Genomic DNA, 10,146 nt, shown 5'->3' on the forward strand with positions numbered 1-10,146 from the left:
TCCCCGGCAAATCAAGCGGACTCATTTTTTAACCTTAGGAGAATTTTTATGAAAAACAACCTCAATCTTTATTTTTCCATCTTTGCTGCATTGATTCTCGCTCATGAACCGGCACTTGCGGCCAACGGACTTCAATCGCTTTCTACGGTTGGAAACACGATTGTCGCTGAACTTACGGCTGCTGTGAAGTGGATTGGCACCGGCGGTCTAGTTATTGCCGGCATTATGTATATGTCCGGCAAATTTAGCTGGGACGTACTCGCTAAACCGGTATTTGGTTTAGCTATCTGTGCAGCAGCCGGTTGGATTGTTCAATTGTTTGGATTTAAGTGAGATGCCCGATCCCGTCACTCAAATCGAAACAGCTCCCTTATTTAAGGGGGCCACGCGCCCAGCTTGCATCTTAGGCGTTCCGACCGAAACGTTCGTCATCACTGTTTTAACCGGCATGGTGATTTCGCTGTTGTTTTGGCCGCCGCTAATGCTGCTGATTCCTATCCCGGTTTGGATTTTCAAACGGATCACGGATAGAGATGATCAGGTCCTCTATCAATGGGGAATCTACTTTAGAACCATGATTCAAAACAACCCCAATCGATTGGTTTGGCGCAACTCATTGTCTCTGAGCTCTTCAAATAGAACTCAGAGGGTCATCCTCTGTCCGTCAGATTTTTCAATCAAGGATCACAAGTGATTTTAGAAAGATTAAAAATTTTTGAAAAAGAGCGAGAGTTGGAATCGTACATTCCGTTCTCTTCATTAGTAACGGACCATGTAGTAATGGAAAGGGACGGCTGCCTCATCGCCACAATGAAACTCAACGGCATTCCCTTTGAAACGCAGTCCCCGGAAGATCTCACGATAATGTCCTCCCAGTTGAATGGGTTCTACCGGACATTGGACCGCCCGGATCTTGCCATTCAGATACACCGTGTCAGGCGCAACATCTCGGACAGCCTCTCGGATTGTACAGACTCGTTGTTTTCTTCCTTTTTTTCAATCTCTTTTAATGAGAAAACAAAAAAAGAGGGGTTTACAGCCGTTGAGCTCTACTGCACGCTGATTATGCGTGACCTTCAGAGCAAAAAGACAACGTTCTTTTCTTCCAAACCTTCGTTTGAAGAAACCCGTACCCGGCTGGAAAACAGACTGGAAGAATTTGAGAAGATTTATCAAAGTCTCTTTCAGGCGCTCTTGCCTTATGCGCCCGTCACTTTAAAAACGTACGGGCAAGACGGACGCCAATACTCCGAACAATTGAGTTTCTACAATTTTTTGCTTACAGGGCGCTGGCAGAAAGTCCGTGTACCCAATGGCCCTATCTATTCAGCGTTGGGCAACGTCCAGGTCTTTATCGGCTCGGACACAATCCAATTGCAGACTACGGAAGGAGACACCTACGCTCAAGCAATAGAAATTAAAGAGTATCCGGAAACAACGAACTCGGGCAAACTCGATCCTCTCATGCAGGAACTTGGCAGCTGCGGCCCCTACCCTTTCATTGAGACTCATACGTTTTGTTTTATGAGCCGCAAAAGAGGAGTTGAGGTTCTGAGCAAACAGGAAGGTTTGCTGATCAATTCCGGAGACAGATCCGGCTCTCAAATCCAAGAACTGTCTTTAGCCATAGAAGGGCTGATCAACGGAGCATTCGCAATGGGTGAATACTCCTACAGCCTGCTTGTTTTCGGGGATCGCAATAATGTCCGGAAACACGCAACGGACGCAGCTCAACTTATGACAAAAGCAGGTGCCACCCCTTATTTGAGTACTTTGGCGCTCTCTGCGTCGTATCTGCACCAGTTACCGGGAATGTTCAAAATGCGCCCGAGGGTTGCAAAGATTACGACTCTGAATTTCTCTCACTTGGCGTCTCTGCATAATTTCCCATGTGGAAAGCGTGACAGAAACACCTGGGGAGAGGCGGTGACCATCCTCAAGACACCAAGCAATATGCCGTTTTACTTCAATTTTCATGTGTGTGATCCGCTGGAAGATTCTTACGGCAACAACGACCTTGGCAACACCATGATTATCGGAACTGCCGGCACCGGAAAAACAGCGCTGATGAATATGCTGCTGACGCTGTCTCAGAAATACCGAACCGATACCACCAAGCTCTCCTGCATCTTTTTTGACAAAGACCGAGGGGCTGAGATTGCGATCCGTGCCCTAGGCGGACGCTACTTTACCTTCGAGGAAGGAGCGCCCAGCGGATTCAATCCGTTTCAGCTTGATCCCACACCGGAGAATTTACAGTTTTTGAACCGGTTCGTTCTGAAGCTGATCAAGCAAGACGGACTGCCGGTTTCCCCGGCAGATCAAGATCGGCTGATGCAGGCTATTCAGTCGGTAATGTCGATGGATAAAAGCGTCCGCAGACTCGCCCTCCTTCCTCAGAACCTAGTTCAGGGAAGTTCCGCTGCGGAGATGGAAAACTCTTTGTCTCAGCGTTTAAAGCGTTGGATAGACGGCAATGATCTTGCCTGGGTCTTTGACAATCCAGAAGACAAAATCGACTTTAATTCGAAGCCGGTTTTAGGAATAGACGGAACTGAATTCTTAGCCAATAAGGATATCTGTTCGTTAGTCACTGACTATTTGCTCTTTCGTCTCGAATCGATTATTGACGGACGCAGAGTCATGATCTTCATGGATGAGTTTTGGAGATACTTAGCAGACCCGGATACCGCAAAGTACGCATTTGACAAACTCAAAACCATTCGTAAGCAAAACGGTCTCATTATTCTTGCCACGCAGTCTCCTGAAGATATTTTGAGCAATCCTCAAGGCTCAAACTACATTCAGAACTGCATTACCAAGATCTTTCTGCCTAATACCGGAGCCGATGAGAAGCAGTACATCGAGGGCTTCAAACTCACGCCCAACGAGTTTTCTCTGTTGAAAAACTTTCCTCAGCTCTCCAGAACCATGCTGATTAAACAAAATCAGCAGGCGGTTGTCTGCCGGGCAGACTTAAAAGCATTTCCAAAGGCACTTAAGGTTTTCTCCGGCTCCACAAAAAACATCAATTTTGTTGAAGAACTCATCAAACACACCGGTGAAGAACCGGAGAAGTGGCTTCCCTATTTCTGGGGCGAAAAACCGCTTTCCGAACTGAATTTAAACAGCAAACCAGGAGAATAAAAATGAACAAGATCCTATCAGTATTGTTTGCCGGGCTTCTAACGACCCAGGCTTATGCAGCCGCCCCGGGCATTCCGGTTGTTGACCCGACAGCTATTGCGCAGATGGTGCAGCAACTGACTCAGCTTCAGCAGATGTACAGCCAGCTGCAAGCTCAGTACAACACTGCCGTCAACACACTGAACAATTTCACCGGTACCAGAGGCTTGGGAATGTTCGGATACGACACCACACTGCGTCAGTTTCTTCCAAGCAACTTTGAGTCTCAGATGCGCAATGTCCTCAACGGCGGAGTCAGCCAACTTACCGCACCGGCAAGGACGATCTATGAAAATTTAAAACTCGGAGAACGCTGCGCGAATCTCAGCGGAGAAGATAGGAACCTTTGTGAAATAGAAGGCGCCTCATTTGCTCAGTATCAGGCTCTTGCGAACGAGGGAAAAAAAGCAGTCGATCAAAGACTTCAGAACATAGAAAACCTGATGAAGCAGATTGACTCGGCAACGGATGCAAAAGCCATCGCAGACCTTAGCGCCCGAATCCAAGCAGAAAAAGTCGCCTTTGACGCCAGTCAGCTCTCAGCGCAAATGCAGCTGGCCTCTCAAAAAGCTCTGAACGAAAAAATGCTTCAGGAACAAGCGCTGATCAATCATCAAAAAGCCTTTCAGCCGTTAGCTGAAGAAGAAATCCTCAAAGGACTTACCAAGTAATTCGAGAAAAGAAAATGGCTGCAAATTACTTTGAAGCTTTTGGAAATCAGTTCAAAGGCTACATATCTTCTTTCGCAACTGACACCTCGACTGCACTTATCAATAATCTCGGAAGTGTGGTAGCAGTGGGACTTGTCATGTTCGTGATCGTGCGCTCTTTCATGATGATGAGAGAGAACAACTACGGCGCCATTTACGACATCATCGTCCAGATGCTCAAAGTCGGATTTATAGCCTTCCTGGCATTAAACACCGGCCACTTCACCAGCTACGTCATCAAGGCGCTCGGATACTTCCAAAGCGGCCTGATGGAAGCCGTCTCTCAGGGTGTTCACTTAGGAGGCGGGGCCCACCAAATATCAAGCGCGTGGGGTTCCCTTGATCAGCTTTGGCTAACCTTCATAAAGGCTTTTAATTTGGTTTGGAGTCTGATCGGGAAATTTAACTGGCTAACGGGCGCGCCGGAAATTCTAGCCATGTGTATTGTCACGGTCATTCTGGGGTTGCTGAGTGTGTACTTTACCTTTTCGGCTCTGGGAATACTGCTGATCAATGAAGTCTCTCTCATTATTTTCTTAGGTTTCGGCCCCTTGTTCTTATGCACTTTGATGTTTCCGAGAACGCAGTCCTGGTTTGACGGCTGGATAAGAAGTGTCATCACCACGATTTTCACTCTCGTCATTACGACGGCTGTCATCATGCTTTTTGTTAAAGCTTTTCAAGGATCAGTTGAAGATATCCAACTGGCAGTGAAAAACCCGATCGTCACTGAAAAATTTGGCACGCTATTTCTCCCGGTGATGAATTTTGCCGTGCTCTCTTTAGCTGCGGCCACTTTAGTCAAGCTCATCCCTGCGATTTCGGCCGGACTCACCGGAGGAGGAAGAATGGATGCACCGGGCATCGGTCAGATGCTTCACGGAGTCGGAAACGTGGCTGCCGCCACAACCGGAGCCCTTCTGTTGGGTTTAGGCAAAGGCTCTGGCAGTTCCGGGATTGCGAATGCCGGACGTTCCTTGCTGGGAGGTCAAGGTCTTAATCAAAACGGCGTACTGCCTTTAGCCGGAATGGGGTTGGCCGCCGGCGGGGCAATGGCTGCTGCCGGATATGTCGCCAGTGCAATGAAAAGTGCCGCCAATTTCAGCCGAAAGCAAGACTCCGGCTCTTCTTCGGCCGAAGACAGTGCCTACAAAAAAACATTTGGAAAAAAGGACTCAGAATGAATTCACTTTTTATTAAATATTTAATTGCCGCCTGCTGCACTTCTCTTCTTTGCGCCTGCGGCGCCCCGGCACCGGCGCTCCCTCACGGTGCTCGGGTACCTATTAACGCACCGATTCAATCAAAAAGCACTGAGACAAATCTCGTCTTCGGAGAGGAAAACAATCCGGTCACAAGCGGGAATAACGAATCGGTTCAAAGCGGCAGCCATTAACACGGCAAAGAAAACAAATCCCTAAAGGAAAGAATCATGTGGAAAAAGAAGACAGAGTCCAATGGAGAACACTCCTCGGACAATACAACCAAAGCACAAGACAATTTTAAAAAAGCACTTGACTGGGAAACAAGCCGGTTAGAGCTTGTAGAAAAGAGCGAAAAAAGAGCGTGGCTGTGCAGCAAAATTTTAGGTCTGTGCCTTATATCAACAGCGGCAGCCATTGCCTTGATGATGCCGCTGAAAAAGACAGAACCTTTTGTTATTCGCGTCAATCAAAACACCGGAGAAGCTGCCGTCTTAGCGATAGCCAATGAAAAAGATATCCCTTTTTCTGAGATGATGGACAAATACTGGCTTAACCAATACGTTCTCAGCCGGGAAAGCTATGACTACCGCACGCTCGAGCACGATTATCTTAAAACCAGAGAGCTGTCGCTTCCCAACGTATTTGACCCGTACGCAGCTCAATTTTCCACCGATGACAACTCACTGGACAGACTGCTTGGCGACAGCAAGAAAATTGTCGTTGAAGTCCATACCGTTGTACCAAACGGCAATGGCATTGCCACTGTTCGATTCGGCAAAAAGCTAGTGGATACACAAACCAATGCGGTTGACTCCTCCCAGAACTGGACAGCAACGATTGCCTATGAATACATCCCGAATTTCAAAGCTGACGAGCCGAGCAGACTCATCAATCCTTTCGGATTCAAAGTGACTTCCTACCGAATGGACCCCGATCTCACAGTAGGAGCCGCCAAATGAAGAAAACTTTGATTATCGGAACGCTCTTCTCTGTTCTCTGTTTATCCAATGCGTTTGCTCTGGATAAACCGCAGGCTGCCAAAGAAGACCAAAGAGTTCTCTATACCGATTTCCGAGCCGATGAAGTCTATCCTGTCACTGCTGCCAGCGGAATTATTACCACTATTGTCTTTTCCCCTTCAGAACAGGTTCAAAGCTATGGAAGCGGCTTTTCTACTGCCTGGGAATTTCTAGGCAGAGGGAACTACTTCTTTTTGAAGCCGAAAGCAACGGATGGAAGAACCAATCTTGTGGTTGTCACCAATCGCAGAAGCTATCTCTTTGACATTCGTCTCGGTTCCCGGGCAAAGGCTACCTATCGCTTAACGTTCAGATATCCGCTGGATGAAATTGAAGCGGCCAAGAAAGAAGCCGAAAAAAATCAAGTCAAGAGCCTGCTTTCGGATAGTGCATTGCACTCGGAAGAAAAAGATCCGGAAAACAAAAAATCCAACTATCAATACACAATGAACTTCGGATCTGCCGCTGCTTCCAAGACCATCGCACCAATTAAGGCATTTGATGACAATCGTTTTACGTACCTGAAGTTTAAGGAACAAACGGATTTCCCGGCGGCTTACCGCGTACAGGACGGCGAGGAAACCTTGCTGAACTCCCATGTGGAGGACGGCTGGCTTGTTCTGCACGGTGTTTACGAAGAAGTGAGATTAAGAGCGGGCAAAGCCGTTGTCGGCATTTACAACGAAAACTATCAGGGGGGCGGAGCCTCGGATAAACGCGCCGTCTCTGTCAAGGGCTTATACAGACAAATCAAGCATAAGGAGTAAATAATGCAAACCAATAAAGACACCATTACTTCCGTTGCTCAAGATGCAAAACAAGGTATTCCCCATGTCGAGGGAAGAAAAAGTAAAACTCCGGGCAAACCGCTTGTTGCGGCTGCAATGCTGGCTCTGTGCGTTTTAGTAGGCTACAACTTATATCAGAACCAAGACGTTAAAGAGCAAAAGACCGAAACCTCAAAAGCAAAAGAAAACGGGAACATTTACACAAGCAACAAAACCCTTGTTCTTGATCATCAGGCAACTGTCAAAAAAGAAGAAATTAAAAATCAAAGTGCCCCTGAACCGGCAATCTCGCCAATCACTCCGGCAATTCCTCCGGTTGCTTACGAGCCCGCGCTTCCGACCTACTCAGCACCCCTGCCCGCAGTCGCTGAAAATGATAGAGAAAAACCCAAAGAGCCCACGTTAACCGAAAGAAGAAACAGCGCCCCGATGATGGGAGAGGCAAACACGATCCAAGCCGCTCCTGAAAATAGCACCGAGCCTGTTTTCAGAGCGTCGGAACCTCCCCGGTCTTCAGAAAAATTTGACAACTTGCTCACTCCGATTGAAACGGCCTCGGTCAGAGCCTCAATGATGCCCAATCGAAACCTTCTGCTTTCTAAAGGAACGTTTATTGAATGCATCTTGGAGACCAAACTGGATACAACCGTTCCCGGAATGACCAGCTGCGTCATTCCCAGGAATATTTATTCAGCAAACGGCAAAACGCTTCTTTTAGAAAGAGGCTCGAAGGCCGTGGGTGAGTACAAAGGAGCGGTAGAAAACGGCCTAAACAGGATCTTTGTTCTTTGGACGCAAATTCAAACACCCAACGGGGTTCGAATCAATTTGAATTCACCGTCCACGGATGCGCTCGGCGGAGCGGGACTGTCCGGGGAAATTGATTTCCACTGGTGGAGAAGGTTCGGCAATGCTTTACTTTTCACTCTGATTCAAGACGGCTTCGATTTCGGTATGAGCAAAAACACCGAAAACAACGGCGGCGTGAATTACTACCAAAACAGCCAAGACGGGATGGAAAGAATCATTGAAGAGGCTATGCGTCAAAGCGGCAACATTCCGCCCACTCTAACCAAAAATCAAGGGGAGCGCATCGGCATTCTTGTCGCGCGCGATGTTGATTTCTCCTCTGTATACAGTTTGAAACCCCTCCCGGAGACAACAAAATGACTTTTTCAGAACACGACGAACTTGCTATCGAATTAGAGGCTCAGAACACCCATAAGCTGGAACTCAAACTTTTTCCTGCCACATTGGATTTGTATGCATCATCCAAGGGTACGGTGATTAGTACTCTCAACGGTGAAATCCGAAGTTTTCAAAAGGACAAAGTTCTTGAAACTAAAGAAGTCACACTTAACCCTCAGCTTATTTTTGAACCTCAGGAGAAGCTTCCCGGAACAGCTTTAAGTTTTGAGCCCACATCCGATAATTCCGAGATTGAAAACTTTATCGCAGATAAATCAAGACAGATCATCTCGGCAACAAAAACGCTTCTTGAACCGTTCAGAAGCGAAATTGAAGCTCAGGTTTGTGAACTCAAACTTCAACAATGCCTGGAGCGTGTTGGAAAAAACGGAGAAGAAATCAGCTATGAAGCAGATTTCCGCAACATTGAGCCGGCAGAAAGCCTTTATTACACCAAACAGTGGCAAAGCCTTCTTAGCGGGATTCAGCACGATCCGGTACTAAGCCTGCATCAGCCCGAATTTTCCGCCTACCTTTCCAATGAAAAATTAAACAGACCTTGGGACTGGGAAGGGAAGCTCTCAATTTCCGCCAAGCCTAAGGAGAAGGTTGTTGAAGCTATTTTCAACAAAGGAAAAAAAGATTTTACAAGGCTCAAACAACTTGATAAAGAAGGACCGGATTTTGCAAAACTGACAGAGGAAAACAAAAAAGCCTGCAAAGTCGTGACTGCCGGATTTCTGCGCGCCCCTCAATTTAAAAACAGACCACGTCTTCAGCAAGCTTTTCGAGACAAGATGGCCTCTGTTTTTAAAGAGGCTCAAGATGCCGGACAACAGTTGTCCGTGGAAATCTATGACAAAAACGCAAAAGCAAGAAAAGTCATAGAAATTAAAAGCAAAGCTCCTGATAAAGAAAGAGAGCGTTAAGATGATGCAAGTTCCTTCCTCTCTATACAGCCTAACTAATTGGCCCTCTTCCCTCCTCCAAATTTATAAAGATGCCACTTCTTTAATAATTTTGGGATGCTTATCTGCAATTTTTAAGAGGGTTCTAGCGGCTCCGGATGGTTTTCTGACACCTTGTTCCCAAGCACTCAAAGTTTTCTTTGATACTCCAAGCATTTCTGCAAATTTTTCTTGGGTCAAACCAGTTTTCTTACGTGTCGCAATTATTGGAGTAGCCACGACTTTCGCTGAAAAATTACGAGCTTTCATTTGGGAAACCGACAGCAAAAGGTCTTCACAAAAAGCCTGTATTTCCCCGTCAGAAGAATACTTTTGGTTAACAATCTTAGGCATCTACAGCCTCCTTCAATTTTTTATAAAACTCTTTCGGAAGATCATCAAACTTATTTTTTGTATAGACCATAAGCAAAACGATCTCTCCAGCTTCCAAAAGGTTGTAATAGATTACTCTAGCACCCCCTCTTTTGCCGCGTCCGCTTGCGTGCCACCTAACTTTTCTGAGACCTCCGCTATTTGGAATCACCTCTCCAGAATAAGGCTTTCCTGCAATCCAACCAATGAACTCCTCTTTCTCCTGGTTAGTCCAAATCTCAAGGGCTTTTTGAGTAAAAACCGGAGTCTCACAAACCGTATAGAGCATTTATTGAACTACCACAATGTAGGAGAGATTTATTTTAACTTTAAAACGTCTCTCGATCTGTATCAAAAGATAAACCCTAATTCAGACATTGATAACACCATAAATATCGAGAGTTAATCATGACCTCATTACTCGCTGAACAACTGGAATTTGATTTTTTTGCGCCTCCGGAACACGAAAAACCTAAGGCCGATAAAAAGCCGGCTGTCTCAACTGCGATCAAAGACGAAGATATTTTGAATTACCAATTAAACAGGGACGGCAGCCGCAAGCTTCAAGATTTCGGGGAAGACCTTCATAACACCCGCAAGGGAAGATCAGTCAACAGGAGCACTGAGCCTTATAAATTCATCCAGGGATCCCCGGAAGAACTTGAAAAACGTCTCTCTTCAGAACCGCTGGATAAGATCTGGCCTAAAAGTTCCATCCTCGAGCTGCATAA

The 10,146-nt window shown here is 46.4% G+C and carries 13 protein-coding genes; 11 read left to right on the plus strand and 2 right to left on the minus strand.

The window, feature by feature from the left end:
• The first annotated feature begins 48 nt into the window (after window positions 1-48).
• Genes HMPREF9439_RS10600 through HMPREF9439_RS10645 form a run of 10 tightly spaced genes read left to right on the plus strand, consistent with a single transcriptional unit; the run spans window position 49 to window position 9,025 of the window.
• The gene (locus tag HMPREF9439_RS10600; protein ID WP_040603619.1) at window positions 49-333 is read left to right on the plus strand and encodes a TrbC/VirB2 family protein; all 285 of its coding nucleotides are present in this window, start codon (window positions 49-51) and stop codon (window positions 331-333) included.
• Between the two features lies 1 nt (window position 334).
• Complete coding sequence (locus HMPREF9439_RS10605; protein ID WP_008864847.1) at window positions 335-694, plus strand: VirB3 family type IV secretion system protein; 360 nt, start codon at window positions 335-337, stop codon at window positions 692-694.
• Entirely contained in the window at window positions 691-3,147 is a 2,457-nt protein-coding gene (locus HMPREF9439_RS10610) for a VirB4 family type IV secretion/conjugal transfer ATPase (RefSeq protein ID WP_008864848.1), read from the plus strand. Before HMPREF9439_RS10605 ends, HMPREF9439_RS10610 begins: the two co-directional genes overlap by 4 nt.
• 2 nt (window positions 3,148-3,149) lie before the next feature.
• Complete coding sequence (locus tag HMPREF9439_RS10615; RefSeq protein WP_008864849.1) at window positions 3,150-3,857, plus strand: TrbJ/VirB5 family protein; 708 nt, start codon at window positions 3,150-3,152, stop codon at window positions 3,855-3,857.
• Window positions 3,858-3,871: 14 nt separating this feature from the next.
• A complete protein-coding gene (locus HMPREF9439_RS10620; protein ID WP_008864850.1) occupies window positions 3,872-5,080 on the plus strand; it encodes a TrbL/VirB6 family protein in 1,209 nt (402 codons plus the stop codon).
• Window positions 5,077-5,292, plus strand: coding sequence for a hypothetical protein (locus HMPREF9439_RS10625; protein ID WP_008864851.1), 216 nt, complete (start codon window positions 5,077-5,079; stop codon window positions 5,290-5,292). Before HMPREF9439_RS10620 ends, HMPREF9439_RS10625 begins: the two co-directional genes overlap by 4 nt.
• Before the next feature lie 36 nt (window positions 5,293-5,328).
• Window positions 5,329-6,060: a VirB8 family type IV secretion system protein gene (locus HMPREF9439_RS10630; protein WP_008864852.1), complete on the plus strand. Its 732-nt coding sequence runs from the start codon at window positions 5,329-5,331 to the stop codon at window positions 6,058-6,060.
• Window positions 6,057-6,887, plus strand: a complete 831-nt coding sequence (locus tag HMPREF9439_RS10635) for a TrbG/VirB9 family P-type conjugative transfer protein (RefSeq protein ID WP_008864853.1) — start codon at window positions 6,057-6,059, stop codon at window positions 6,885-6,887. The genes HMPREF9439_RS10630 and HMPREF9439_RS10635 overlap by 4 nt, the downstream gene beginning before the upstream one ends.
• A gap of 3 nt (window positions 6,888-6,890) precedes the next feature.
• Window positions 6,891-8,078 carry a type IV secretion system protein VirB10 gene (gene virB10, locus HMPREF9439_RS10640; RefSeq protein ID WP_008864854.1) on the plus strand — a complete coding sequence of 396 codons (1,188 nt, stop codon included), beginning with the start codon at window positions 6,891-6,893 and terminating at the stop codon, window positions 8,076-8,078.
• On the plus strand, window positions 8,075-9,025 hold the full coding sequence (locus tag HMPREF9439_RS10645; RefSeq protein WP_008864855.1) for a hypothetical protein: 951 nt from the start codon (window positions 8,075-8,077) through the stop codon (window positions 9,023-9,025). Before virB10 ends, HMPREF9439_RS10645 begins: the two co-directional genes overlap by 4 nt.
• A gap of 63 nt (window positions 9,026-9,088) precedes the next feature.
• Here HMPREF9439_RS10645 and HMPREF9439_RS10650 read toward each other — a convergent pair whose 3' ends face one another.
• Together HMPREF9439_RS10650 and HMPREF9439_RS10655 are read right to left on the minus strand one after the other, a co-directional pair.
• A complete protein-coding gene (locus tag HMPREF9439_RS10650) occupies window positions 9,089-9,397 on the minus strand; it encodes a helix-turn-helix domain-containing protein (RefSeq protein WP_008864856.1) in 309 nt (102 codons plus the stop codon).
• Window positions 9,390-9,704: a hypothetical protein gene (locus tag HMPREF9439_RS10655; RefSeq protein WP_008864857.1), complete on the minus strand. Its 315-nt coding sequence runs from the start codon at window positions 9,702-9,704 to the stop codon at window positions 9,390-9,392. Before HMPREF9439_RS10655 ends, HMPREF9439_RS10650 begins: the two co-directional genes overlap by 8 nt.
• Window positions 9,705-9,823: 119 nt before the next feature.
• On the opposite strand from HMPREF9439_RS10655, the gene HMPREF9439_RS13375 reads away from it, so the two are divergent.
• Window positions 9,824-10,146 (plus strand): hypothetical protein (locus tag HMPREF9439_RS13375; RefSeq protein ID WP_008864858.1); only part of this gene is annotated, 323 nt, incomplete at its 3' end.

It is taken from the genome of Parasutterella excrementihominis YIT 11859, from assembly GCF_000205025.1.
Taxonomy (GTDB): domain Bacteria; phylum Pseudomonadota; class Gammaproteobacteria; order Burkholderiales; family Burkholderiaceae_F; genus Parasutterella; species Parasutterella excrementihominis.

Excerpts from the sequence above, each read along its gene's own strand:
- HMPREF9439_RS10645 (WP_008864855.1), top strand. The coding sequence starts at position 8,075 with ATGACTTTTTCAGAACACGACGAACTTGCTATCGAATTAGAGGCTCAG.
- HMPREF9439_RS10630 (WP_008864852.1), top strand. The coding sequence starts at position 5,329 with ATGTGGAAAAAGAAGACAGAGTCCAATGGAGAACACTCCTCGGACAAT.
- HMPREF9439_RS10625 (WP_008864851.1), top strand. The coding sequence starts at position 5,077 with ATGAATTCACTTTTTATTAAATATTTAATTGCCGCCTGCTGCACTTCT.
- virB10 (WP_008864854.1), top strand. The coding sequence starts at position 6,891 with ATGCAAACCAATAAAGACACCATTACTTCCGTTGCTCAAGATGCAAAA.
- HMPREF9439_RS10605 (WP_008864847.1), top strand. The coding sequence starts at position 335 with ATGCCCGATCCCGTCACTCAAATCGAAACAGCTCCCTTATTTAAGGGG.
- HMPREF9439_RS10615 (WP_008864849.1), top strand. The coding sequence starts at position 3,150 with ATGAACAAGATCCTATCAGTATTGTTTGCCGGGCTTCTAACGACCCAG.
- HMPREF9439_RS10620 (WP_008864850.1), top strand. The coding sequence starts at position 3,872 with ATGGCTGCAAATTACTTTGAAGCTTTTGGAAATCAGTTCAAAGGCTAC.
- HMPREF9439_RS10650 (WP_008864856.1), bottom strand. The coding sequence starts at position 9,397 with ATGCCTAAGATTGTTAACCAAAAGTATTCTTCTGACGGGGAAATACAG.
- HMPREF9439_RS10600 (WP_040603619.1), top strand. The coding sequence starts at position 49 with ATGAAAAACAACCTCAATCTTTATTTTTCCATCTTTGCTGCATTGATT.
- HMPREF9439_RS10635 (WP_008864853.1), top strand. The coding sequence starts at position 6,057 with ATGAAGAAAACTTTGATTATCGGAACGCTCTTCTCTGTTCTCTGTTTA.
- HMPREF9439_RS10655 (WP_008864857.1), bottom strand. The coding sequence starts at position 9,704 with ATGCTCTATACGGTTTGTGAGACTCCGGTTTTTACTCAAAAAGCCCTT.